Annotated in this window: 20 protein-coding genes; 2 read left to right on the top strand and 18 right to left on the bottom strand. The window is 63.0% G+C overall.

Features of this window, described 5'->3' with window-relative positions; genetic code table 11:
- Positions 1–25 precede the first annotated feature (25 nt).
- The 7 genes from ACFCU0_RS02020 to ACFCU0_RS01990 form a co-directional block, all read right to left on the bottom strand.
- Entirely contained in the window at positions 26–943 is a 918-nt protein-coding gene (locus tag ACFCU0_RS02020) for a DMT family transporter (protein ID WP_434971989.1), read from the bottom strand.
- A 78-nt stretch (positions 944–1021) separates the two neighbouring features.
- Positions 1022–1447, bottom strand: a complete 426-nt coding sequence (locus tag ACFCU0_RS02015; protein ID WP_434971988.1) for a DUF4293 family protein — start codon at positions 1445–1447, stop codon at positions 1022–1024.
- A 228-nt stretch (positions 1448–1675) separates the two neighbouring features.
- Positions 1676–2131: an ExbD/TolR family protein gene (locus tag ACFCU0_RS02010; RefSeq protein ID WP_434971987.1), complete on the bottom strand. Its 456-nt coding sequence runs from the start codon at positions 2129–2131 to the stop codon at positions 1676–1678.
- Between the two features lie 59 nt (positions 2132–2190).
- Complete coding sequence (locus tag ACFCU0_RS02005; protein WP_434971986.1) at positions 2191–2796, bottom strand: ExbD/TolR family protein; 606 nt, start codon at positions 2794–2796, stop codon at positions 2191–2193.
- Between the two features lie 84 nt (positions 2797–2880).
- On the bottom strand, positions 2881–3162 hold the full coding sequence (locus ACFCU0_RS02000; RefSeq protein ID WP_434971985.1) for a hypothetical protein: 282 nt from the start codon (positions 3160–3162) through the stop codon (positions 2881–2883).
- A 123-nt stretch (positions 3163–3285) separates the two neighbouring features.
- On the bottom strand, positions 3286–4032 hold the full coding sequence (locus ACFCU0_RS01995; protein ID WP_434971984.1) for a MotA/TolQ/ExbB proton channel family protein: 747 nt from the start codon (positions 4030–4032) through the stop codon (positions 3286–3288).
- An 883-nt stretch (positions 4033–4915) separates the two neighbouring features.
- The gene (locus ACFCU0_RS01990) at positions 4916–6580 is read right to left on the bottom strand and encodes a S41 family peptidase (RefSeq protein WP_434971983.1); all 1665 of its coding nucleotides are present in this window, start codon (positions 6578–6580) and stop codon (positions 4916–4918) included.
- 264 nt (positions 6581–6844) lie between these two features.
- Here ACFCU0_RS01990 and polX point away from each other — a divergent pair, with 264 nt between their 5' ends.
- Both polX and ACFCU0_RS01980 read left to right on the top strand, forming a co-directional pair.
- Positions 6845–8569 carry a DNA polymerase/3'-5' exonuclease PolX gene (gene polX, locus ACFCU0_RS01985; RefSeq protein ID WP_434971982.1) on the top strand — a complete coding sequence of 575 codons (1725 nt, stop codon included), beginning with the start codon at positions 6845–6847 and terminating at the stop codon, positions 8567–8569.
- A gap of 60 nt (positions 8570–8629) precedes the next feature.
- Entirely contained in the window at positions 8630–10855 is a 2226-nt protein-coding gene (locus ACFCU0_RS01980; protein ID WP_434971981.1) for a penicillin acylase family protein, read from the top strand.
- Positions 10856–10873: 18 nt separating this feature from the next.
- Here ACFCU0_RS01980 and ACFCU0_RS01975 read toward each other — a convergent pair whose 3' ends face one another.
- The 11 genes from ACFCU0_RS01975 to pabB form a co-directional block, all read right to left on the bottom strand.
- Positions 10874–12148 carry a hypothetical protein gene (locus ACFCU0_RS01975; RefSeq protein ID WP_434971980.1) on the bottom strand — a complete coding sequence of 425 codons (1275 nt, stop codon included), beginning with the start codon at positions 12146–12148 and terminating at the stop codon, positions 10874–10876.
- Positions 12149–12347: 199 nt separating this feature from the next.
- Entirely contained in the window at positions 12348–14084 is a 1737-nt protein-coding gene (locus ACFCU0_RS01970) for a sodium:solute symporter family protein (protein WP_434971979.1), read from the bottom strand.
- A 53-nt stretch (positions 14085–14137) separates the two neighbouring features.
- Complete coding sequence (locus tag ACFCU0_RS01965) at positions 14138–14434, bottom strand: DUF4212 domain-containing protein (protein ID WP_434971978.1); 297 nt, start codon at positions 14432–14434, stop codon at positions 14138–14140.
- Between the two features lie 176 nt (positions 14435–14610).
- Entirely contained in the window at positions 14611–15888 is a 1278-nt protein-coding gene (locus ACFCU0_RS01960; RefSeq protein WP_434971977.1) for a hypothetical protein, read from the bottom strand.
- A 266-nt stretch (positions 15889–16154) separates the two neighbouring features.
- Positions 16155–18152, bottom strand: a complete 1998-nt coding sequence (acs, locus tag ACFCU0_RS01955; protein ID WP_434971976.1) for an acetate--CoA ligase — start codon at positions 18150–18152, stop codon at positions 16155–16157.
- A 515-nt stretch (positions 18153–18667) separates the two neighbouring features.
- A complete protein-coding gene (locus ACFCU0_RS01950) occupies positions 18668–19717 on the bottom strand; it encodes a hypothetical protein (RefSeq protein WP_434971975.1) in 1050 nt (349 codons plus the stop codon).
- 68 nt (positions 19718–19785) lie between these two features.
- Positions 19786–20208, bottom strand: a complete 423-nt coding sequence (locus ACFCU0_RS01945) for a response regulator transcription factor (protein ID WP_434971974.1) — start codon at positions 20206–20208, stop codon at positions 19786–19788.
- Positions 20209–20210: 2 nt separating this feature from the next.
- Positions 20211–23015: an ATP-binding protein gene (locus ACFCU0_RS01940; RefSeq protein ID WP_434971973.1), complete on the bottom strand. Its 2805-nt coding sequence runs from the start codon at positions 23013–23015 to the stop codon at positions 20211–20213.
- A gap of 28 nt (positions 23016–23043) precedes the next feature.
- On the bottom strand, positions 23044–23307 hold the full coding sequence (locus ACFCU0_RS01935; protein WP_434971972.1) for a hypothetical protein: 264 nt from the start codon (positions 23305–23307) through the stop codon (positions 23044–23046).
- Between the two features lie 89 nt (positions 23308–23396).
- On the bottom strand, positions 23397–23726 hold the full coding sequence (locus ACFCU0_RS01930) for an ArsR/SmtB family transcription factor (protein ID WP_434971971.1): 330 nt from the start codon (positions 23724–23726) through the stop codon (positions 23397–23399).
- 140 nt (positions 23727–23866) lie between these two features.
- Positions 23867–25771: an aminodeoxychorismate synthase component I gene (gene pabB, locus ACFCU0_RS01925; RefSeq protein WP_434971970.1), complete on the bottom strand. Its 1905-nt coding sequence runs from the start codon at positions 25769–25771 to the stop codon at positions 23867–23869.
- Between the last annotated feature and the right edge of the window lie 196 nt (positions 25772–25967).

Below are 25967 nucleotides of genomic sequence, written 5' to 3'. Positions count from 1 at the left end.
TACCGAGCCGGTGGCCTGATGCTTATCAGGCGTCCACCGGTTCGCCGCTGCGACGCGTCCATACGACCAGGCTGACGCCGCCGAGCACGATGAGCATGCCCGCGACAGCGATCAGCGGCGGCACTTCGCGGAAGAAGAGAAACGCAAGCGCGGATGCGCCGACCGGCTCCAGAAGGGCAAGCATGCCGACGAGGGTGGCGGGCAAGAACTGGACCCCGTAATTGAACGCACCGTGGCCGATGACCTGCGGCCCGAGCGCCATCGCCCCGCAGAGCCCGTAGAAAGCCAGGTCATATCCCAGAAGCGGCGTTCCCATGCCCCAGGCGGCGACCACCGTCGTCAGAGCGGAGACGGCGTACAGCGGAAAGACGTACGCCAGCCACGACACCTTCTGGCGCACGACGCGGCCGATGAGCAGATAGACGCTCACCAGCAGGGATGCAGACAGGGCCAGCCCGTTGCCCCACATCGCGCCCTTTCCGGATACGGGCAGGTTGACGCCGGCAGCGGCATCGCCCCACCCGATCAAGACGGCTCCTCCGACGGCGACACCCACGCCAGCCAACGTGCGCCATGCCAGTCGCTCCCCGAGCACAACGAAGCCGAGAGCCGCCAGAAAGATCGGGCTTGTGGTTACCAGCACGGATGCACTCGCCACGGTCGTGTGGTAGAGCGATTCGATCCAGGTGATGAAGTGCAGCCCCAGGAAAAAGCCCGCCAGGGTGATCAGCAGGACGTCACGCCGGTCGAAGCGCCGGACCTCGTCTCGGATGCGAACTGCAGCCACCGGGGCGAGCAGGAGCACGGCGAAGACATTCCTCCATGCGGCAATCGCCAGTCCGGGCGCATTGTCAGCCCAGCGCACCAGGATAGGTGCGAACGTAAAACTGATCACGCCGAGCGCCAGAATCAGGAGAACGCGCGGGGAACGGGCATCCGGCATGGGGCAGGGCGTCGAGACGTGAGAGGCGGGCCAGCCGTGCACCGGCGGTGAGCCCGCCGGAATCATTCGCGTGCGCAATCAGCGCAAGCGATCCATGGACTTCACCAGCTCAATATCGCTCGTGATGGCGCGGCGGGCGAGATAGAAAAGAATATATGCGGCAACCGGGAGAAGCAGGACGGTGGTCGTCCCCCACTCCACCCCGTCTCCAGTACGCAGCACCAGTTCACCGCTGAGGTAGAAGCCCGTATACAGCACGACGAGATAGAGAACGGTCAATAGCTGCGCACCAATGACGACAGAGCGCTGGCGCTTACGATTGCTGTAGAGTGCGATGGCAGCGGCCCCTGCCAGGACCGACAGGCCGAGCGTTGCGATCAATGCCGGGACGAACCAGCCGAGTTGGGCGGCGGCGTCGCTCGACCACGGATCTCGGAAAAAGCCGGTGGCTGCCAGAGCGACCGCAGCGAGCGCGAGGTAAACGGTTTGAATACGCTGAATCATGGATGCAATGCGGCAAAAATCCTGAGGGTAACCGATATGGCGGAGCGCGCCGGTGGTGTCGCGGCGACGCGCATCGCTCCGGCGGGACAAGCGCTACGAGTCGGGGGCGGGTCCGTTCGCCCTTCGTAGATATTTCCGCGAGCGCTTGACGCCGGTATATCGAACGAAAAAAGCTCTGCCGTAGCGACAGAGCTTTCTCCGATCCAGTCTGATGACGCGCGCGACCTGTTATCTCGGTCTTTGTCGCGTCGACGAGTAGTTGATTCGCAGGGTGCCCGCTTCGCGGAGTTCCTGCTGAACCTCATTCACGATCTTCATCTGCGACTCGCGGTCGACCTTCATCGAAACGATCAGCTTCGGCTGCTCCTGGAGCTTGCCATACATGATGTTTCGAATGGCGGAGGTGTTCTCGATCAGAGCATCGTCGATCTGAACGGCCGTCTGGCCCTTCTTCTCGCCCTGCTTGATCGGTCCAATATGGACGGCCGAGATAAGTCGCTTCTGATCGATCTTCGTCAGGGCTTCCGCGGACGGCAGCTGGGTCTGGACCTTAAGATCTGTCTCCCGCAGCACGGTCGAGACCATGAAGAAGATCAGGAGCATGAAAACGATATCCGGCAGGGAGGCCGTCGTAAAGCCCGGCTCCGTGTTGGCGGATCGTTTTTGAAAGTGTGAGGACGGCATATCGTCTGGGGCGTAGGTGCGTATCGAGCGGCGAAACCGGGACTCAGACTCGGAGGGCGTTACTGCTCGTCCCCGAGATCCGGCTCCGCGATCGAGATATTGCGCGGGATGGCTTCGCGAATCTTGTCTTCCTCTTCCGGTTCAAGACCCGTCCGGTATTCCTGATAGCTTGGATAGGTCTGTTCGAGGACGCGCTCACCCGTTTGCGTCTGTCCAGACCGGGCAACGCTATCATAGATGTCTCGGTAGCCCATCATGACTTCGTCAAGCGCTTGGACGTAAATCCGGTACGGCGTCTGGGCATCGGTCTTGATCGAGACGACCGACTTATCGGGACTTTCGGACAGGTCCGGGTTATCACCGTAGTTAAGGACCTGTTCCTTGACGCGGTCGCGGATCTGGTTGAGGGAGGCGAGCTCGCCTTCAATCAGTACGTCGCCCTGCGAGTTGACCAGGATCTTGAACAGGTTCCGCTCCTTCACTGGGGGCGGCTGCTGTTCCTGGTCAAGCTTCGGCGGAAGCGTCATACCAATGCCGGTATCGACATTGATCGTCGTGGTGACGAGGAAGAAGATGAGGAGGAGGAACGCGATGTCCGCCATTGAGGCGGTCGGGATCTCCACATCATCCCGGCCCTCGCGTCGTTTATCGAGCAGTCCAGGCATGGTTGTAATCGGGGCACAGTGAAACGTGGCGGCGTGCGCCCCGGAGTATACCGGAGCGCCGAGGTAGAAGGCAGCGTCGGTGCGCTACCAGATCAGGTTCTTCACGCCGGTGTAAACCAGGCCAAGAAGGCTGAGGGCAAACATAATGATCAGCGTCATGATGCCGGCTTCAGCCGCCGTGGGCATCGCAATGAACAGGATGCCAAGCACAACGAAGGGAACCGCGATGGCGCCCATCGTGAGCGGCTCCACCTTTCCGTAGGTCAGGTTTCGGATGCCGAACCCGACGAGGGCAAGGAGGCTAAGGCCAGTGATCCCGATCGCAAGGTAAATTGCGATGGGGAGGACGACGGAATTGCTTCCCATGAGAACAGAGGGGTGTCGGTGACAGGTGCAGCGATAAAGGTCGGAGGGCCCGCCGGAGCGAGTCCAGGGCGCAGCGAGACCGGGCCGGAGCGACCGGCCCGATCGGCGTGCGCAGCAACTGGGTTACTTACCCCCACCGACGTTTTCCGGAATGGCTTTCTCGTCGCCACTTACCTTGCGGCCTTCGCGTAGGAGCACGAGGGCGTCGATAAGCTCGATCGAAGCGTCCTCCATCTCCGCCACAATCCGGTCGATTTTCGACACGGCGTAGTTGTAGAAGAACTGCAGGATCACGGCCACGATCAGACCGAAGGCGGTCGTCAGCAGTGCGACCTTAATACCACCGGCCACGAGTCGCGGCGAAATGTCACCGGCGTTCTCAATGGCGTCGAAGGCCTGGATCATTCCGATCACCGTCCCCAGGAAGCCGAGCATGGGCGCGACGCTAATAAAGAGCGACAGCCAGACAAGGCCGCGCTCCAGGAAGCTCATCTCGATGGAACCGTAGGACACGACAGCTTTCTCGACCGCCTCGATGCCTTCGTCGGCACGAAGAAGACCGGCCTGGAAGACCGAGGCAACGGGACCGCGCGTATTCGCGCACTCCTCCTCCGCCGCCGGAATGCCGCCTTCGTCGAGGGCCACGCGAACGCGCTGAAGGAAGTCGCGGGTGTTGATGTCCGCGCGATTGAGGGAGATGATCCGCTCAAACGCGATGGCGAGGCCGATGATCAGGCAGATGAGCACCGGCCACATCCAGCCGCCGCCCTCGTTAAAACGCTCGACGAGAGCATTGATGGGGCTTCCTCCGCCGCTCTGCTGGGGCAGCATCAGAAGGAGCGTAACCGTCAACTTATTCAAAATCACCATAGGTGGCTTTTCCTCAGTGGGGTCAGTTGCAATGTGCAGTCGAAGCGATCAAAAGCGCGGCGCCTGAAGCAGGCCCGGCCTGGGGATGCATCGGGCACGCGGTTTGCGCGGGGCGCATCGACCGGTGTGCCGTCGTCAGCCGTGTGGATCCACGTAGACGGAGCGGGCTGCTTGGGTGAGTACGCTCCGACGGTGGATGCCTCGGCGGCAATGAATAGAACGGGATGACGCTGAATACAGAATACAACAGGATGACGTTAGGGGGCCAACGCGCTCACGGTAGCAAGCGCACAACCGCTCCGGCCCGGCATTACGTGCCATCCGTCTCATCGACACTCGGCGTTCCGGCAGGTGTGGGTACCGATCGCGGCATCTGTAGACCTCAGTAGACGCCCGAATCACCGCCGTCAGCCAGCGACACAATATCAGATTGGCATCACAGCCAACCAATATACACGCAGGAAGCCAACGTGTCAAAAACCATCGACGCCGCTCATGCTGCTGTCGCTCACAGGTGCGTTACGCGAGCGATCCGACGACGATTATATACGTACACAAACATCGCATCCATACGCAAGTCCCGAGGCGGCAGGCAGGCACTTTTCGTTTACCTTCGTCCATTCTTTCGGAAATCAACCGTCCATTCGGTCGAAAAGCAAGGAGTAGACCCGTCGAACGACGCCATCCATCGTCGCCGACGCGCGCTCGGCACGGCCTCCCACCCTGCATTCACCCAGAACGCTGGGAGGCTATTACCGCTGCACCGAACGTCCTATCACCTGTAAACGTCGGCTCTAGCCCAATTCGAAAATCGTATTCAGATCCTGTTAACCGCCGTTTGGCCCCCGTCCGACGGCTCGAGAGACGTAGCGTCGCTCCCGGCTCACCGCACGGGATACCGGGCAGCCAGCAATTCCGCATCGCCCCACGACCGGCGTGCCTCCTCCACAACCGGATCAAGTTGGTTGCGGACGCGCACCCACATCTCGGTGCCAAAGAGGCGGCGCCCGGCATAGCTCTTCAACAGGGATTCCGCATATCGCTCCACGGCTGGATTCACGCCATCCCCGTCGGCATCCCCCGCCGACGCAACGGATGCCTGGATTCCACGACTCCGCGCAAACTGAACCAGCGCAGGGAATGCGGTGCCCGGAACGCGATAGCTGGAGGCGAACCCGTCCGGGTCCCCCTTCCATTCGTCTCGCAACTCGATCGAGCGCTCGTCGACCCAGGCACGGGCGAAGTCTCTCAGCACCCCCAACCGCATGACATCACCAATGAACGGATGCAGCGCCGTATCGGGGGGTACGATATGATCGGGCACGATGCCGCCCCCACCAAGCACAATACGACCCGCATCCGTCCGGTACTGGAGCGAGTCCGGCGTCGAAGCGACGAGCGCCTGGCGGGTCCGCACCGTGTCGCGGTCGAGACGACGTGCTTTCTGTGCATAATAATCCCGACGTCCATCCGCATAATCCGTCTGAATCAGACGGCCGGTCGGCGTGTAAAAGCGAGCGATCGTCACGCGAAGGCCGCTTCCGTCGCTCAATTGAAACTCGCGCTGTACAAGGCCTTTGCCGAAGGTTCTCCTGCCGATAATGAGGGCACGGTCGTGATCCTGAAGCGCACCGGCTACGATTTCGCTGGCGGAGGCGGAGTGCTCATCCACGAGCACGGTAAGCGGACGATCCTCGAACGCCCCGCCTCCGCTTGCCCGGGCCGTCTGCGTGTACTCCTGGTGGCGGCTGCGGGCAGAGACGATGACTTGGCCTTCCTTCAGAAACTCGTCGGCCACCCGTTCGGCCATCTGCATGTACCCTCCGGCATTTCCCCTTAGATCAAGAACGAGCCGATTCATGCCGCGGTCGTCGAGGATACGTAGCGCATTTGAAAACTCCCGATACGTCGTCTGCGCAAACCGGTTGATCTTGATGTAGCCGGTCATCCCGTCCAGCATGTAAGCCGCGTCAAGCGTTGCGATCGGCACGTCGTCGCGCGTAATCAACACCTGCACCGGTTCGCCGCGTCCCGGACGGCGGAGCGTCACCTTCACGGTTGACCCTTCGGGCCCCTTCAGCCGATCCTGGATCTCCTCGTGGTTTAAACCAACCGCGGAGGCCCCGTCGATGGCCACGATTCGATCCCCGGCCCAGACGCCTGCCTCCTCGCTGGGTCCCTCGGGCAGGACAGACAGAACGCCGATGGTGTCCCGCTCTGCGGGACCGTCGATCAATTCGTATGTGACGCCAATCCCTTCGAACGAGGCGTTGAACTGCTCGCGAACCGCCTGCATCCGATCCGCATCGATGTACACGGAATGGGGATCGAGCGAACCGAGAAAGCCTTCGATGGCATACTCCGACAATCGGTCTCGCGATACGGAGTCGACGTAGGCCGTTTCCGCCGCTTGAACGGCTTCCTCCACGAGGCGGTATTCATCGGGTGTTTGCCGGGCGATTTTCGCCTGGCTCAGCCAGATCCCCCCGAGGATTCCGCCGCTGAGAAGAACGAGACTTGCGAGCCCGAGAAGAACGGTGCGCTGCATTCGCAGGATAGAAAAGGAGGAATAGATGGCAGCCGAGAGGCTTCGGCACGGTCTGGTTGCGTAACCCAACCGCGGGCCCTTTAGATCCGACCGCTCGGGTTAGATCCGACCCCTCGGGCCGATCGTAACGTGGACCGCCACGGCGACCGGCCGATGAAGGGGAACCGTTGTACGCCGCGAACAATTGCTCGCATGACCGCCATTGCGACGGATACATGCCCCGTTCCTCGCTCATCATCTTCGCCACACACACGCTCTGACCGCATGACCAACAAGGAGATCGCCAGCGCCCTTCGTGAGACGGGAGACCTCATCGAGCTCACCGGCGGCAATCCGTATCGCGCGAATGCGTTCGGACGCGCCGCGCGCACCATCCGCGGGCTCGACGCGTCGGTCACGGATCTCCTCGAATCAAACCAGCTGACCTCCGTCGACGGCGTCGGGGACGGACTCTCCCAACAGATCGAGGAACTCACGCAGCGCGGCTCCTTCGACCTTCGCGACGAACTGCTGAGTGCCGTCCCGACCGGTCTCCTCGACGTTCTCAAGGTTAAGGGTCTCGGCACAAAGAAGGTTCGTGCCCTCTGGCAGGAACTCGGCATCACCGCTCTTGACGAACTCGACGACGCCGCTCGCGGTGACCGCGTCCGATCCCTCAGCGGCTTCGGAAAGAAAACGCAGGAAAACATCATCGAGAATGTGGCGCTCCTTCGCGCCTACAGCCAGCGCCAGCGGTACGCGGATGCACTCCGTACTGCACGAGAGGCTCACGACATCCTGTCTGGCACTGGCGACGTTGATCGGATCGTGTTCACCGGCGACCTTCGCCGGAAGCTGGAGACCGTTTCCACCATCGACATGCTGGTGTCGACCGAGCACGGGACGGATCACGTCGCCCGGATTCTCCTCGGAGCCGATGATTCGGCGCCATTCGATCCGGATGAAGTGACCGTACAGTCCTCATCTGACCTTGCCGATGCCGTCGTCGAGTCCCCGCTGGCGAACGGTCTCACACTCCGACTCTTCGTCTGTACGCCGGACGCATTCGGGTCGACGCTGTGGCGCACCACGGGAAATGAGGACCACGTCCAGGCTTTCCTCGATGAACATGGGAAGCCGAACCCGTGCGCAGAGGAAACCGATGTGTTCAAGACGGCCGGGACGCCCGTCATTCCGCCCGAACTCCGCGAAGGTCAGGGCGAATGGGCAGCAGCCCGTGACGGACGGCTACCAAATCTCATCACGGTCGGGGACCTGAACGGAACCGTCCACAACCATTCCACCTATAGCGACGGATCCCACTCGCTCCAGCAGATGGCGGAGAAAGCCCGCTCGATGGGCCTGTCGTATTTCGGGATCTGCGATCACAGCCAGTCGCTGCAGGTCGCAAGCGGTATGAAACCGGACGAAGTACGACGCCAGCAGTCCGAGATCGCGTCTATGAACGAGAGCTTCGCGTCGGACAAGGGCTCGGACTTCCGCATTTTCTCCGGCGTGGAAAGCGACATCCTCGCGGACGGGTCACTCGACTACGAGGACGACGTTCTAGCCTCGTTCGACTTCGTCGTGGCGAGCGTTCATTCCGGGTTCAATATGGCGGTTGAAGAAGCCACGAGCCGGATCATCACCGCCGTCGAAAACCCGTATACCACGATCCTTGGACACCCGACAGGACGCCTCCTCCTGGTCCGTGAAGGCTACAAGATCGACCACGATCGCGTCATCGACGCCTGCGCGAAGCACAACGTCGCCATCGAGTTGAACGCCAACCCGTACCGGCTCGATATCGACTGGCGCTACATCCGATCCGCGATCGACCGCGGCGTCCTTATCTCCATCAATCCGGATGCGCACGCCATGGCAGAGCTTGAAAACGTCCGCTGGGGTGTGGAAGTCGCGCGGAAGGGATGGCTCACGGCGGAGCACTGCCTGAACGCGAAAACGCTCGACCAATTCGATGCCTGGCTTCAGAGCCGGCGCCCGGCGTAGCGACGGAAAGCCCTCTCGCCCTGTACCTGCTCCCTGCCTCGCCCGCACGACCCTCCCTCCGTGGACCGACCGACCCTCCTCCCCATCGGCGTCGCCGTCCTGCTTTTCGTGAGCGTGGCGCTGCTGTGGTCTGTGTCCTCCTCGCCGGATATCGCACCGAAGCAGCACACCGTGACGGGCCTTTCCGGTCCGGCCTCCGTCACCTGGCACCGTTCGGGGGTCGTTTCTGCCTCCATCGAGTCCGCCGCCGATGAGGACTTTCTCCTCGGTTACATCCACGGCATCCGTCGAACCTGGACCCTGCTTCTCTGGCGCCAAACGGCACGCGGTCACCTCTCGACGTGGTTCGGCACCGACAGCGTCCCTCTCGACCGACACGTGCACCGGCTCGGCATTCCTGCTGACGCGCGACGCGTCGTCGACGGCCTGCCTGACTCCATCCAGGCGCGACTGCAGGCCTACACCGACGGGGTGAACGCCGCCCTCTCGACGCCCCCCGCGTCCAATCGGGAGCCGCTGATCGTCCTCGACCTGCAACCGGATCCGTGGGAGCCCTGGCATACGCTCGCGGTCGAACGCCTTTTCTCGTGGCTCGCGTCGGAGCCGCTATCCACCACTGCTCGGCAGGACTCCGTGCTCACTCGCTTCCGGGCGGACGATGTCCTTCTCCGCCGCTTTCTACACATTCACGGCCTGGAGCGTAGCATTGCCTGGGCCCGCCGGGACTCCTCCACCACGCTCATGACGCGCATGGTGACCGGAGGTGCTGCCCGCCCACTGCTTCAGGACGTTGTCATCGATGTGGTCGGGGGCGGTCGACTGTCGGGCGGAAGCCTTCCGGGGACGCCGTTCGTGCCCGTGGGCACCTATCGCAGCGCCGGCGCCAATGGGGCGGCGTGGAGCCTGCTGCCGGGCCATCGCCCCACGTTGCAGCGCGTAGCAACAGATTCCCTCCCCTACCGGGTAGACTTCGAACGGCTCACGCCTCGCAACGCGGACGAACATCTGATCCGCATTCCCCGCGTCCGGCCTGATCCGACGACGCTGGCCCTTCCCATCGGGCCGGGACAATGGGACTCCACATCGCGGGACACAGCACGGCGCCCCCTGCCCTCCGCCCGGGCCGCTGCCATTCGGGATCCGGACACCACCAGGCGTTCCGGCGGCGACCGGATCGTCGCGGAGGCCCTGCGCGCGGACACCGTTTCGCCCGACTCCATCCCCGCGGATTCGATTCCGGTGGACTCGGCGTGGGTGCTTACATGGGCCGGTCTGGAGGCAACCACCGACGTGGAGGCCTGGCGTCGTATCAGGACGTCGGCGGATGTCACGTTTGGCCTGCACGCATCCGCCGGGCTCCGGGTTGCGCCGAACGGGGACGTGTCGCTGATCGGGTCACCGCCCGTTTCGCTTCAGCACACGCGGCAGGACACGTCGCTGCAGATCGTCGGGCGCGACGCGTGGGCACATGGCGTTGCAGAGACGGTGACAGCACGCCATGATCGAACGGCTATGACGGAGACCGGCAGTGACACCAGCGCCTGGGCCGGACGGGTGCTGCGCGCCGCCCTGCCGAACCTGAGAGACCTTGAACCAAACACGCCGCGACTCCTTGAAGCGCGGACCTACCTGCGTAACTGGGATGCCAACTACGAACGGTCCAGCATCGGCGCCTCGGTCTTCGACGTGTGGATGGACGAATACGCCCGCGAGATCGGGCGGCTTCCATACGTTCACCGCATTCCGGACGACGGCCTCCGCCTTGCCCCCGACTCTGTCACGGCCGATACCTCCTACTTTGCCGCCCACCGCCAGCGCCGAGCGTTTCGTCGAGCCGTCGCCCGGTTGACCGCGTCGCACGGCCCAGACCTACGGCAGTGGCGCTGGGAACGGGTTGCGTCGGACGTCCGCTACTTCCCCGTGTGGGCAGCAGACAGCCTGATCGACCGCGACCTCTCGACGCTGGCATCCACCCGGTATGCGCCAATTGAGGTGCCGGCATCGGGGCATCCATCCACCCCCTCGGGCGGACCATCGATTCTCGACCCGACGCGGCCAGCGCCGTCCCCGACCGCCTGGACGGCCTGGACCAACGCTCGCCGCGACCACCTTATCGTGCGGCGGCACACCTTCGACGTCGACGAATTCTTCTCGCGTCCATTCCTCCGACGCGACGTGGCGCCGATGATTCCCCTCATGCCCGAACCGTCGAACGATACCTCCCGAGAGGCCGGCGACGACGGACCGCGGATGACCCGGCTAATCCCCGCAAATACCCCGGAGTGACTCCGTCCGGACATCGGGTCAGAGTGCCGCCGCGCGGCCAGCGGTCCCACGCAGGGCGCCGGCAAGCCGTTCCGTTGCTTCGGCGTCCATCAGCAATTCGAGAAATAGGCCCTTGTCGATCCCGGTCTGGGCAAGCTGGTAAAAAACGGCCATAGGCAGATCGTGCATCATCAGCACGACAACCCGCGGAGACGCATCCCCGTCGGTTCGCACGTAGCCGGCGAGCGTCAGAATCCCTGGGTGGGCACCGGCCACATTCGCGACGAAGCGCGGGGATGGCTGCATGGATGCCGCCTTGACCGCACCGGACGTATCCTGGAGAGTGCGGCCGGCAAGCAGTGTGTCGGCCGGGCTTCTGGCCACCGGCGTCTCCAGAATCGATCGCATACGCTCCCAGCCGGCGTCTTTCCCCGTCCGGATGGATGCCATCAGCCGGGCATAATCCAGGGCGGTGCCTTTCGGCAATGCCGCGAGCGCGTATGCCCGCTGCCGGCGGACGCTCAGATCCGTCCCGCGCGTGGAAAGTGCGGACGTCACCGCCGACCGCATGCTATCGTCCCGTGCCAGCTGGCGCGAGCGTTCATAGACCTGCCGGCGAAAGCCGGAGGCGTCGTCTCCCAGGAAAGGCGGGACAGCCTCTCCTGCGTCTCGCCGTTCCGCATCCTTCATCCAGCTCAGGTAGGTCGTACCGTACGGGAAAGGCGGCGTACTCGACATCAGGCCCAGCTGCTCCGGCAGGGCCGCGAGCCTCTCTTCACTGAGGCGCATCATCAGCCAGTCGGCAGCGGCGAGATTCTCGAACGTGTGTACGCTCAGGAGCACGTCCTTCAGGGCGAGCGAATCGTCGCGGATCAGTCCAGACGTGGTCAGGGAGTCGACCATTCTTTCGTGACCCGCCGCCGTCAGTCCAGGCAGGGCGAAGCGACCGATGTCCGCAAGCGCGATCCGCTCGCCCGCCTGGTATGTGCCCTGTGCGATCGCCTGCGAGGCACCTGCGAGGAGGGCGGTCGCCGGGAGACGGTGCAACGACCGCTTCGTGGTTGCCCGAACCGTGTCGATCACTTCGCCGGACGGACGCACCACGGCAAACGAGGCCTTTTCCGGATGTCGTCCGAGATAGGCGACCAGGTCATCCGGCGTCTGGATCGACTCGGCCTCCGCCCCACCTTCTTGCAGCGCCGACGCATTCTCCCATGCGAGGGACACCGTGTCCCAGTTCCGCAACGCAATGAACGCGATAGCCGCGACGAAGAGGAGAACGGCAAAGGAAAGGTATCGCCAGAATGAATTCATTTCCACAGGGACAGTTGGACGGAAGGCACCAGCGCAGGCCGTATCGGCGACATCCGGTTCAGGGGAAAGCCGAACGACCGCCGGCGGCGTCAGCCATCAAGGTGAGGAACCCGCGTAGAAGTGGCAAGGCAGCGGTAACGAGGCCCGTCAGCCGGACGTCGCTCCGCCGCCTGCTTTTTTCCACCATCGTGCTTCGAAGTTATGCGCGCGCTTCGGCAACGGCTTCCTCCAGCTCTTCGGGCGTCAGCTCGCGCGGGTAGCGGACCTGTTCGACCAGGTCCTGAACCTCCTGCGGGGGCGCTTTGGTGTTCAGCGAGATGCCAATGGTAAGCGCAAAGTTGATAAGCATCCCGACGATTCCGATGCCCTGCGCATTGATACCGAAGAAGGAGTCGATGATCGGCTCCGCAATCGCGCCTTCGGTGATCACGTGAATCCGCATCAGCACGATCATCACGAAGGTGAATGCAAGGCCTGCGATCATGCCCGCAACGGCCCCCTGACGATTGCACCGCTTCCAGAAGATCCCCAGGACGAGAATCGGGAAGAAGCTTGCGGCGGCGAGTCCAAAGGCGAATGCGACCACTTCGGCCACGAAGCCGGGCGGGTAGATGCCGGCCAGACCGGCCACGATGACGCCGACGAAAATTGCCTGACGGCCGACGCGCAGGCGCTTCTGCTCCGAGGCGTCCGGATTGATGACCTCACCGTAGATATCGTGCGCGAGCGACGAGCTAATGACGATCATGAGGCCGGAGGCCGTCGACAGCGCCGCGGCGAGTCCGCCGGCCGCAACGAGACCGACCACCCACGCCGAGAGACCTGCGAGTTCGGGCGTTGCGAGCACGATGATGTCGCGGTCGATGCCGGCGAGCATCTGCTGAACGGTCGTATCTGCCGTCCAGCCGGACGACTCGATCAGCCCGGCCTGCGTCCAGTTCTGGACCCATGAGAGTTGCTGTGCCATCCCCTGCGCACCGAGTTCGCTGAACGACTGCAGGATTTCCAGGCGGGAGAACATGGCTATCGCGGGAGCGACCGTGTAGAGGATGCCGATAAAGACGATCGCCCAGACGGCCGACCAGCGTGCGTCCTTGACGGTTTTTACCGTGTAGAACCGGACAATCACGTGCGGCAGGCCGGCCGTGCCCGCCATGAGGACGAAGGTGATGCAGAAAACGTTCAGCATGCTGAGATTGCTAAAGGGCCCGGTGTACATGTCGAGGCCCAGGTCGGCGGAGAGCTGGTTCAGCCGTGGAACAACCTCTCCGATGGCACCCTGCGGGATCGGATTTCCGGTCAACTCCGCGGCAATGGCCACCGCCGGAATCATGTACGCGACGATCAGCACGCAATACTGCGTAACCTGCGTCCATGTTACCCCTTTCATGCCACCCAGAACCGCGTAGAGGGCGACGATCACCATACCGATGACGACCCCGATCGTAATCGCTTCGACGCCGAGCCCGTCTGCCACCGGCGCAAGGAAGTCACCGAGAAACCGGCTGAAGACGACGCCGACGCCCTTCATCTGCCCGGCGACGTACGTGAACGAAACGAAGAGAGCTGCGACGGCCGCCACGACGCGGGCCGTTTTCGAATAATACCGGCGGGCAACGAAGTCCGGTACCGTGTACTCACCGAACTTCCGAAGGTAGGGAGCAAGCAGGAGCGCCAATAGGACGTATCCACCTGTCCATCCCATGAGATAAACCGACCCGTCGAAACCGCGAAAGGACACGATGCCGGCGAGCGAAATAAAGGACGCGGCGCTCATCCAGTCGGCGCCGACCGCCATGCCGTTCGCCACGGCCGGCACGCCCTGTCCGGCCACGTAAAACCCTTTCGTATCCGCCACGCGGCTCCAGACGGCGATGCCGATGTAAATCGAAAATGTGATGACCACCCAGACGGCGGTCCAGCCTAAAATTCCCATGGGATCATTCGGTCGTCAGATGATGAAAAGCGAAGGGCGGGCGGTGGCGAGCATCAGTGACCGGTGCCGGCAGCGGAGGTGGTGTCGTCCGTTTCTTCGACACCGGCCTCCCGATCGAGCTGATTGGACGCAAGCGTGTAGATCAGAATCAGGCTGATGAACACGAAGATGCTGCCCTGTTGGGCCATCCAGAATCCGAACGGCACCCCGCCGAAGCTGAAACTGTTCAGGGGTTCAGCGAGGAAGATGCTCATCACGAAGCCGACGATGAACCAGACCCCGAGAAGGATGGCGGTCCGGCGAATCTGGGTGCGCCAGTAGGTGACGCGGTCGATTGACGGGTCAGACATGGGTTTACAGTCCTGTGCAAGTCGATGATGGGAGGATGGATCTGCGGCAACACGTGTGTCTCTGTAATCAATTCGTTCTGCGCAAAGGAGGCGAAACGCTCAGGCCCGGTGGCGACCCGGCCGGGACCGGCACGATTGCCGGCCCCGGCGCAAGCTCGCGGTCGCGACCGGCGGGTTTAAAAGAACAGGAAAACAGTGAAGTTGCTACGGACATTCAGCACATCGTCCGTGTCCCCACTCGGCGCATAGTTTTCATCGAGCGCTGCCGCGTAGGTCGCGTTCGTAAACTGCATCTCGAAGGCGAACCGCATGGCGCCGTAATTCAGCGCGAGCCGAGGCGAGATGTCGAACACGCGCTTGAGGTCCGGTGAACGAGTCGCGTCGATCACGCTCCCCTGTACGGTTTCAGATGACCCGAGCGCCGCCAGGTAGCCCAGGAATAGTCCGGGTGCAACCGTCCCCTTCTTCTCGATCTCGAACCAGCCCGATGCGGTATTGAGTTGCGAGAAGGCGTCGGACACAAAGTCCCCGTTCGGATCGGCACCGGCGTCGTAGATGTAGCCGCCCGGCATCACGTGGTCGCGGGTACTGCCGTAGATGCCCTTCGCCCGAACAGCGACAGCGTCGGTGGAATAGGCGATGTAGGCAGTGCCGGCGCCCAGCGGAAACCGTTCCCCCGTTGCGACCGGGCGCAGCCAGCGGACGTATCCGCCCGCCCCGGCGAAGAAGCCGTTGTCCCCGTCGTATTGGACGTGTCCGTGCAGGCCGGGCAATGCCGACTGCTGCTGCTGATCGAGCCCGTTGGTCCCCTGGAAATCCGCTTCCCGGAAGGCGTCAAACTGCCAGGACGTGATCCCGACGAGACGAAAGTTGCCGGGCTTGAGGGTGAACTTGACCATCGGCTGACGCCCGAACGGGTTGTAAGGCGCGCCGGCTTCGGTAGCCACCGTGTGCGGATAGGCCCCAAGCGTGAACAGCGGAGACCACTCCAGGCCGAACTTGACCTCGCGATTCTCCCATACCATGTTGGCGAACGCGCGGCGGAGACGGAAAATATTTTCCTGTCCGACGTCGTCCGTGACCGTGCCGGGACCGAAAAAGTCGGCCTCCATGTAGCCGGTCACGTCCGCACCAAGCGCCTCCGGGAGGTCACTGATGCCCAGGCTGATTCGTGAGAAGAGTTGAAAGCCGGAGAGGTTGTCCGTATCGGTGGCATCGTCACCATCCGGATCTGCATCTTCGACCGGGTACAGCAGAAAGTCTTCGTTTCGCGCCGTGACGACCTGCCGCGTGTCGTACAGGTACTCACTCTTGATGAAGCCGTTGACTTCAAACGTCGGTCCCTCATCGGCTTCCTGCGCTACGGCCGCGCCGGGCATCAGAAGGAGGACAGCGATGAGAAACGAGCCGAAACCGCCCCATGAGGGGAGCGTTTGTTTTTCTATGGCGTCCATATCGTACATTCTTAGATGATCCGAAAAAGGGTGATCTGAGAAACGAGTTCGATAAGGACCCGCTTCCCTTCATCTGGACACCGAGCCGATGCGCGGCAACGCACGGGCTCGGATCCATCGATGGGAATATATCAGAACGCTTCGTCCTTCCGGCTCCACCCGCGGGACGAAGCGTTCTTTTGTTATGAAAATGACGGCTCTGAATTCAGCGCGAGACGGAGCGTCGCGCGCCCCGGCGGCAACCGGCAGCTCGCGATGCTCAGGCGTTACGCCCCGTTCGACATTCCCCTGCGTTCGTCGATCAGCTCTTCGACCACACCCGGGTCCGCAAGGGTTGACGTATCGCCGAGATCATCGAATTCGCCAGCGGCGATCTTGCGAATGATTCGACGCATGATCTTCCCCGACCGCGTCTTCGGGAGGGACGGCGTGAACTGGATGAAGTCCGGTTTGGCGATCGGACCGATATGCTCCCGGACGTATTGAACAAGCTCGTCCCGGAGCTCCTCGCTTGGGTCCACGTCCTTCAGCAGCGTCACGTAGGCGTAAATGCCCTGCCCCTTTACCTCGTGAGGGAAGCCCACGACGGCGGCCTCCGCCACCTGATCGTGTGCGACAAGCGCACTCTCGAGTTCGGCCGTACCGATGCGGTGGCCGCTCACGTTCAGCACGTCGTCCACGCGCCCCGTAATCCAGTAGTACCCGTCGTCGTCACGGCGACAACCGTCTCCAGTGAAGTATTTGCCCGGATACTGCGAGAAGTAGGTGTTCTGGAAGCGATCATGGTTCCTGTAGACCGTCCGCATTTGCCCCGGCCAGGAGTCGGCAATAGTCAGAATGCCTTCGCATGCCCCCTCCTGAACGGTGCCGGCGGTGTCCACCACCTCCGGCTTGATGCCGAAAAACGGCTTGGACGCAGCCCCCGGTTTCTGCGCTACCGCACCCGGTAGCGGCGTAATCATGACGCCGCCTGTTTCCGTCTGCCACCAGGTGTCGACGATCGGGCAGTTCCCGTTCCCGACCTTGTTGTAATACCATCGCCACGCCTCTGGATTGATCGGCTCCCCGACCGTGCCCAGCACGCGCAGGGACGAGCGATCTGTTCGCTCGACGAACCCATCACCCTGGCGCATCAGCGCTCGGATGGCGGTCGGTGCGGTGTAGAAGATGTTGACATCATGCTTGTCGACCACTTCCCATAAACGGGCGGCATCCGGGTACGTGGGCGTTCCCTCGAAAAAGACTTGTGTCGCGCCGTTGATGAGCGGCCCGTAGACGATGTAGCTGTGGCCGGTAATCCACCCGACGTCGGCCGTACACCAGAAGACGTCGCCCTCGTGATAGTCGAAGACGTACTCATGCGTGAGGCTGGTGTACACGCAGTAGCCGCCCGTAGTATGCATCACTCCCTTGGGCTTCCCGGTAGAGCCGGACGTGTAGAGGATGAACAACGGATCTTCGGCGCTCATCGGCTCGCAGGGGCACTCGGCGTCCACTGACGCACGCTCGTCGTGATACCAGACATCCCGGCCCTCCGTCCAGTCGATGTCGCCGCCCGTTCGCTGAACCACGAGCACGGTGTCCACGTCCGGGCACTGCTCAAGCGCCGCGTCGGCGTTGTCCTTGAGCGGCACCTTCTTCTCCGCACGAACACCCTCGTCGGCCGTGATCAGGAAGGTGGACTCGCAGTCGAGGATGCGGTCGGCGAGCGAATCCGGGGAGAAACCGGCGAAGACAACCGAGTGCGGCGCCCCGATCCGCGCACAGGCAAGCATCGCATACGCCGCCTCCGGAATCATCGGGAGGTAAATCGTGACGCGATCGCCCTTTTCGACGCCGTGCTTTTTGAGGATGTTGGCAAACCGGCAGACATTCTCGTGCAGGTCGGCGTACGTGATGTGCTCCGCCTCTTCCGTGGCGGGGTCGTTCGGTTCGTAAATCAGCGCCGTCTGGTCTGCGCGGTCGTCGAGGTGGCGATCCACGGCGTTGTGGCACGCGTTCAGGACGCCCTCCTCGTACCATTTGATGCTCACGTTTCGAGGCTCAAACGACACGTTCTTGACCGTCTCAAACGGCTCGAACCAGTCGATCCGATCCGCACACTCCCGCCAGAACGCCTCGGGCTCATCAACGGACCGCTGCCACATCTCCTCGTACTCTTCAAGCGATCCGACGTGTGCGTCGGACCGAAACGCCTCCGACGGTTCATACACCTCGTCGCTTCCGGAATAGGCCGCTGTTACTTGCGTGTCCTGCTCTGCCATGACAAAATGGGGTCGTGGTGAGACAATGTGCTTTAATTACTATCCAGCAATGTCTTGCTGGAATATGGTGTCCATAGCGCCCTCAGTCCGCCCAGCCGGAAGCGCTTCCTTGAATAGTTTACCAAAACGTAATAGCTGGAACGGACTGTTGCAAGGGCTCTGTGAAGTTTTTCCGCTCACGGCGATCATGGGGAAACCGGACACCCGGGTGCAATCCGACGTCAAGACGGCGGGCATTGCGCCGCATTCGCCAAGGAAGGTGAACGCCCCGGCACCGAGTAGGTATTCGGAGCCCGACGCAGAGAGGCGACACGAGCGGCTCGACGCCAGCGCAACACCATAAGCGCACCGACGCGCAGGCGGAAGGCCGCAATGGCTGGCCGTACGCGCCGCCAAATGCCCCGGCACGGAAGACCATTCAGTAGAAGATAGCCCTTACTTCACGGCACCTGCACAGGATCAGTCTGCCTTCTATCGTGCGGGGAGGGGGTTGGCGCACCGCGTAGGGGATCCTCCTACGCGGCGTCCCCGGTACCCCCCTCTGGAGCCGCGGCGGGCAGAAGCACCCGGATACGCTGCCCTTCCCCCTCATTCTCGACGACAATCTGAGCGTCGTGGTGGTTCAGGACGTCGGCGAGCGTCATCCGAACCAGCGCGCCCTCCCACCCGACAATGGACGCCTGCCATCCATCGACGCGCGAGCGGGTGATGCTTCCTCCTTCCCACCCGATATCGATGGCCGCCAGCGAACGAACACGACCCACGCGAAGGGCCAGTTGCTCGCAACGGGATGCGTTTTCGATCCGCTGTGCAAGCAACACGAGCGCCTCGGTCATCGCCCGCGCATCCAGCAAGAGCGTCAGGACATCCGTCCCCTCCCCTGTAGAAACACTCACCTCGATTGACAGCTCGTCGGACAGTCGCTCCCGAATCGCCTTGCCAAAAACAACCGCCGGCACGCGCTGCAGCGGTCCTTCCTCCCGGTACAGAGATGCATACGCCTCCACGGCGGAATCGAGTCGATCGGACAGAACCGACGTCTGCTGTTCGATGATCTCGACGAACTGTGCCGCGGTCGATGGGTCCATCGCGGGATAGAGCGCCATGGTTTCCGCTGCTGCACGAGCGCTCGCGAGCGGCCCTCGCAGCGTCTCGATGAGATCGCGAAGCACCTCGTGCGAAACGGTGGCCGGAGACGGTATTTCTCGCTGGATTTGAAGCATTATATGGCTGGGTCCCGCCTCGTGGCAGATGATCCGAACCCACGGCCCATCCACCACCCGCGCCATACACGATCGGGTCGCGCCCGGCCCGTCCTGGTGTTGCTCCGCAGGCGGGACCGGTTCAAACCAACCGGCCACCTCACCGTGCGAAAAGAGCGTGAGCACATCGGTACCTGAAACAGCACGGCCCTGCAGAAGCGACGCTGCCTTCTGATCCGCCCGGACGATCGTTCCCTGCCTGTTGCACACGAGGACGGCCCCGTCGAGTGCGCGCATCAGGGCACGGGCAACGTCGTCCGGAACCGTTTCGGAGGAAGATGTAGATGGAGCGTCGGAAGGCACGGGGAGGCCGACGGATAGAGGAGAAATGCACGAAGGTAGAGCGCCCAGAGGCTGCACGATGATAGCCGTTACGACGTCCGAAGAAGCCGGTTCGACGTCTCGATCACATCCTGTATGCCGAATGGCTTCGTGATGTACGCGTCCGCCCCCACCGATCTTCCCTTTTCTACGTCCGCCTCGCGGCTCTTGACGGTGAGCATGATAATTTTGACGTCACTCCACGCCTCCCGGTCGCGAATCATCGCGCAGAGCTCGTAGCCGCTGACCTCCGGGAGCATGACATCGAGCAGCACGAGATCCGGCCGTTTCGCCTCCATCGCAGGAATCACAGCGTCGCCGGACGACACAACCCTGACGTGATGGTTCTGCTGCTGCATGAGGAATTTGAGCGGGGCAACGATGCTCGGCTCATCGTCGACGATGAGCACACTTCTCCCGACGGGCTCGGAGACAGCATCTTGGGCCAGGGAGCTACCGGTGTCTTCGGACATGGTCAGGGCGTGCGGTTTCTGGATGATATCGATGATGGAGCGGAGTCGGCATTCGCGCGCGAGTTGTCGGCGGCGCTTTCAGCAGCGGCGGGAATCGAAGCGCCGCCGGCATGAAGCGGAAGACGAACAACGAAGGTTGCTCCTTCGCCGGGACGACTGTCGACGTCGAGCGATCCGTTGTGCGCCTGGACGATATCCCGAGCAATTGCAAGACCGAGCCCACTTCCTCCGCCAGGTGTCGCTCCAGTGTCCACCTGACGGAATTTCTCGAAAATGGCGTCCTGCTGATCCGTCGCGATCCCGGGCCCGTCGTCTGCCACCGAAAGCACAGCGCTGTCGCCTGCACGAAGCGTCACCCGGACCTCCTGCCGGCAGAAGGTTTCGGCGTTCGACAGGAGGTTGAGTACGACCTGCATGAGTCGATCTCGGTCCCCGGGTACCGGCACCGGGCCCTGGGGTCCATCTACAGTGAGGCTTGCCCCCTTTTGCTCGATGGACGGGATAATCGCCGTCACCGCGTCGTGCACCACTGCGTCGAAGGGCACGGCGGTATCGAGGTCGACCGGCTCGGCCTCCAGGCGCTGTAGATCCAGCACCTGGTTGACCAGCCGGGTCAGCCGGCGGGTCTCCCGCTGGATCGTGCCGAGGAACTCCGTTCGTTCAGCTTCCCCGAGGGAGGGGTTGGTGTGCAGAATCTCCGTGAGGGCCCGGATGGCGGTAAGCGGCGTTCGGAGCTCATGTGTGACCGTGGACACGAAGTCGTCCTTGAGCCGGTCGACCTGCTTCAGCTTCTCGTTAGCCTCTTTCAGGTCCCGCGTCGTCGCCTCCAATTCTGCCTGCTTTCGTTCCAGTTCGCGACTGTAGGCCAGCACCTGCTGTGCTTCGTCGAGCACGCTTAATACCTCGCGCAGGCGCAGCGGCGCCTCCTGCACGACGGAGCTCACCGCGACCTGTGCCGACGCGGCCCCGACGGCACCGGCCAGCGCCTTTTCTGCGTGCCGGATCAGGGTCTGGTCTGCCTGTTCGACGTCCGCCAGGTTGCGATCGTACTGTTCGCCGTATGCCTCGAGCACGTGCTTCGTGCGTCGCCAACCAAGGAATCGCTGGAGGAGCGCGCGGATGTCGTCGACGGAGGCAGTGGCCCGCTGCACCGGATCGGGACTGCCCCCCTGGCGGAAGACCTCGACGAAGAGATGCGCCTGCGATCGCTCGGCGACGGACGGTGTGGTGAACAGAGAGACCACCGCGTAGAGCCCGGCGTTGACCGTGAGACTCCAGAAGAGGGAGTGTGGAATGTGAGGCAGCGTTTCCAGTCCCAACATCGCGTACGGTCGGAGGAGGGCGATCCCGAAGGGCCCGTCGGTCACGAAGGTGTCCGGCACGAGGCCCGTCCCCACCAGCGATGGGAGCGGGAGCGTGTAGCCCCAAACGGCAGCGCCGGCGAGGATGCCCGCCAGGGCTCCATATTTTGTCCCGCGCCGCCAGTACATACCGCCCAGGAACGCCGGCGCGAACTGCGCCACGGCCACGAAGGAGATCAGGCCAATGGAGACGAGCGAGTAGCTCTCCCCGACGGTCTTCAGGTAGGCATAGCCGATCAGCAGAACGACGACGATGGCGCCGCGACGGATGCGGAGGATTAAGCCGGTGAGGCGCGGCCGCTCTGCGAGGCGAAGCGACCGGATCCGAAGGAGCGCCGGCATCAGCAGGTCGTTGCAGATCATCGTGCTCAGGGCCGTCGTCGCCACGATCACCATGCCCGTCGCCGCCGACAGCCCGCCGAGGAAGGCAAAGAGGGCCAGCGCCTCGTTCCCCTGGGCCAGCGGCAGGGATAGAACGAACGCATCGGCCGTCTGGCTCTCGCCGAACGTGAGCAAGCCCGCCACCGCGATCGGCAGCACGAAAAGATTGATGGCGAAGAGGTAGAGCGGAAACAGCCATGTCGCCTTGCGGATGTGGCTTTCATCCACGTTTTCAACCACACCCACCTGGAACTGTCGGGGCAATAGCAGAAAGGCCAGCATCGAGAGGCCGGTCAACCAGATCCATTCGGACGCGCCCGCGGGATCCGTCTGCGTGTACAGCTCACGGATGAGCGGATCGGCCGCACCGGCAGCGAACAGATCCCCGAAGCCGTCAAACATTCCGAAGGTGACGTACGCGCCGACAGCCAGAAACGCGCCGAGCTTGACGACCGATTCGAACGCGATGGCGGCGACCAGCCCCTCATGACGTTCGGTCACGTCGAGGTGACGCGTGCCGAACAGAATGGCGAAGACCGCGAGGAAAAGCGAGGTCCAGAGCGCCGTATCTACCCCGCCGTGCGCCAGACCCGTGGCAGCCGCGGCACCGGCCTCGCCCGGCGTCTCCACGAGCACGTTGTAACTGGTAGAAATGGCTTTAAGCTGGAGGGCAATGTACGGCACAATCCCGAGCACAGCCACCACCGTCACCACCCCGGCAAGACGGGCGCTCTTACCGTATCGCGACGCGATGAAATCGGAGATCGAGGTGATCCGCTGATACTGACTGATCCGGACCATCTTTCGAAGGACGATCCAGCCGATTAGCGCCATCAGCGTCGGGCCTAGGTAGATGGGTAGAAACCCCAGTCCGGTCGTCGCTGCTCGTCCGACGCTTCCATAAAACGTCCACGCCGTGCAATAGACGGCGAGCGAGAGGGCGTAGATGTACGGGTTGGAGATGATCGACCGGCCGCGCTCGGCACGCTCGTCCCCGTAGTAGGCCACCGCGAACAGGAGGCCGAGGTACGCCGTCGCCAGAAAGAGAACGAGACTGGGCGCCATAACGCGACGAACGTAGGTCGTGACGAACTTAGGTCGTAGGGTCGTCCCGGTAAGACGGGGGCGGATCCGACGGGCGCGGATCCGACGGGCGCGTGGCGGGCCGCTCCATGAGCCAGGCCGTTCCGGCGATAAGAAGGGCCCAGACGCTGAAGAGGGCGACCACGAGGACAGGGATCTCCCCGAGGAATGCATTCCTCCGAAAGATCGAGAGAAACGGATCCGTCAGGAGAAGGATGCCGACGGCAAAGAGAAGAAGCTGACGCTGGCGATACGTCGTGCTGTCCGTGTCCATAGGCGATTGCTACATCGAGCGTCCGCTCTGCTGTCTAACGGGCCACCGTTTGCTATCTCTGAGTGCAGACGCCCGCTCGGGAGGCAGCCTCATTCGTCCGCGGTTTCGGTTTCCCCGATTGCATTGGCGATGAGCAGGCACACGCCGGGCACGCTCGGGTCGTCGATCGAGTAGTACGCGTTCACCCCTTCCTTGCGGCGCTTCACGAGTCCGTCCCGCATCATGATACCGAGATGCTTCGATACGTTGGCCTGGCGCTGCCCCGATGCGTCAACGAGCGCCTGCACGGAAAGCTCATCGTGGATCCGGAGGAGGTTCAGCAGCTGCAGCCGAACCGGGTCACCCATGACCTTCAGGCGACGGGCCACGCGTTCGATCATGGCGTCGCGGAGCAGCGGCGGATTGGAGGCATCGGACATGCGGTCAGACGAACGTCGGATGAGAAGCGGGGGGTGGTGGAGGTCGTTTACATTTCGTTCACATTCACAACAGAGAGTAACCAATCGAGCGTCGTCTGTCAACCAGAGTCGGCGTCGCCGGCCGGTGCGAATGCGATGCATCAGTCCCCGGGCGACGCACGCAGATCCTTCTCGAGCGTAACCGGAATTCGTCCGCGGACCGCGTTGCAGCAGAACAGACGGGCCGCGCCCCGCAGATCGTCGACCGATAGCGATGCTTCGCACATGCGCGGCTCCGTGTCCAGGAGAAACGCGCGATAGACGCCGCCGAGAAGCCCATCCTCTGTCGGAGGCGTCACCCACCGGTCGTCGATTTCCGCGATCACGTTGCTCCGTGCGCCTTCGGTGACGCGCCCATCCGGCGTTACGAGAATCGCCTCGTCGACCCCGGCCGCCTTCGCCTCCTCCATCGCATGGGTGTACGCGGTTCGGCGCGTCGTTTTGTGATAGAAAAACGGATTATGCGGCTGAGCCGGCTCTCGGGCAATTGCCGCCGACCAGCTCTCGGGTTGCGGCGGCATCAGCCGAACGTCGATCTCGGGATCACCGTCCCGCCCGACGGTCATGCGGACGAGGACGTTCGTCGAGGGAGTCTCCGCGAGAGCAGCCGTCAGCGCCGCGTCGATGCGCGCTCGGTCGACGTCGAATCCGAAGTACGCGGCCGATTTCTCCAGCCGACGCCAATGGTACGACCACAGATCGATCGTACCGTCGGCCGCTCTCATCGTCTCGATCAGTCGAAACGTGGACGGTTCGTCATCCGCCGGATCCGTTAAGAACCGGGCTTTAAGTCGGCATTCCTCGTATTCCGCATCCGGATCGGAGTCCCAGACGACCCCGCTTCCCGTTCCCATCACCCCGGAAAGAGCCTGGGGGCTGGATGAATCGCCACATCGTAGCGTAACCGTTCTAATGGCGACGTTGAAGCAGGCCGTATCATCCGGGCCGGCGTACCCGATCGCCCCGCAGTACATGCCCCGGGGACCGGTTTCAAGCTCGTGGATGCGTTGCATGGCCCGTCGCTTCGGCGCTCCCGTCACCGATCCGCAGGGGAACAGCGCGTCGAGGATCGTGGAAAGTCGAGCATTCGGTACGAGTTCGCCCTCGACCGTCGACGTCATCTGAGTGAGCGTGTCATACGTTTCCGTGGAGAAAAGCGAGGGGACGCGAACCGACCCGGGCGTGCAGCATCTCGACAGGTCATTACGAAGAAGGTCGACGATCATCAGGTTTTCGGCCCGGCTCTTTGAATCTGTTTCCAACCGATGCCGGAGGCGATCGTCTTCCTCAAGCGTCATCCCTCGGCGAATGGTGCCCTTCATCGGCCGGGTGACGAGCCGCCCTCCGTCGCGCCGAACGAAGAGCTCGGGCGAGGCACAGAGAACCCGGCGATCGCCCAGGTGCAACCAGGCGCCGTAGGGCACGGGTTGGCGGCGGCGCATCTGTGCGTAGAGACGGAGGGCGTCGTCAGCACCGCAGTCGAAACAGACCGGTCCGGTGTAGTTGATCTGGTAGACGTCGCCCTCGCGGATCAGCGACTTGATTCGGTCGAGCGCCGCGCGGTATGCGTCCTTCGGCACATCGAACCGCGCATTCCGGACGTCCGGAGGCGCTTCGAGCGACGAGAACCCCCGGGCGACATCGGCTGAAGACCATTCGACCGGGCTATCGTACACACCGAGCCAAACGAGCGGGCCGTCGATCGGATGGGCGGGCATTCCGTTCATGGCCAACCCGGCCTCGTAGGTCAGCGCTCCGGCAACGAAATATCCGGCTTCCAGCGCATCATCCGCATCTCGAAGCACCCCGGCAACGTCCGCAGGCACACCGGCGCGCAGGACCTGCCTCGGCTCCTGAAAGAGAAGGCAGCGGTCGGGCGGGGATGAGCCGTCCGGATCAGGTCGGGATGCATCCAGAAACACGGTCCCCGGCGCGTCCAGATCGGCCGGGGCGAGGCCCCGGTCGCGAGCCGGCACGAATTGCGAGATGGGGGATGAGGAGGGCATGGGACGGCGGTTCGTAAACGGCGATCCAGGACAATGCGGTACGCCGCGCGTCCGGCGAACGTTCGTCCGGCCCTGCCATCCGTACGAGAAGCGTTACGGACGGCATGTAGCGACGTCAGTCCTGCCCGCGCGCTTCTCCGGAAACCAACCGTTTAGACAAAAAAATGCCGGGGTCGGCGAACCGACCCCGGTCTTC

The sequence above is a fragment of the Longibacter sp. genome, from assembly GCF_051155795.1.
GTDB lineage: Bacteria > Bacteroidota > Rhodothermia > Rhodothermales > Salinibacteraceae > Longibacter.
Note: the sequence above shows the minus strand (reverse complement) of the source record. Positions and strands in the feature narration are given on the sequence as shown.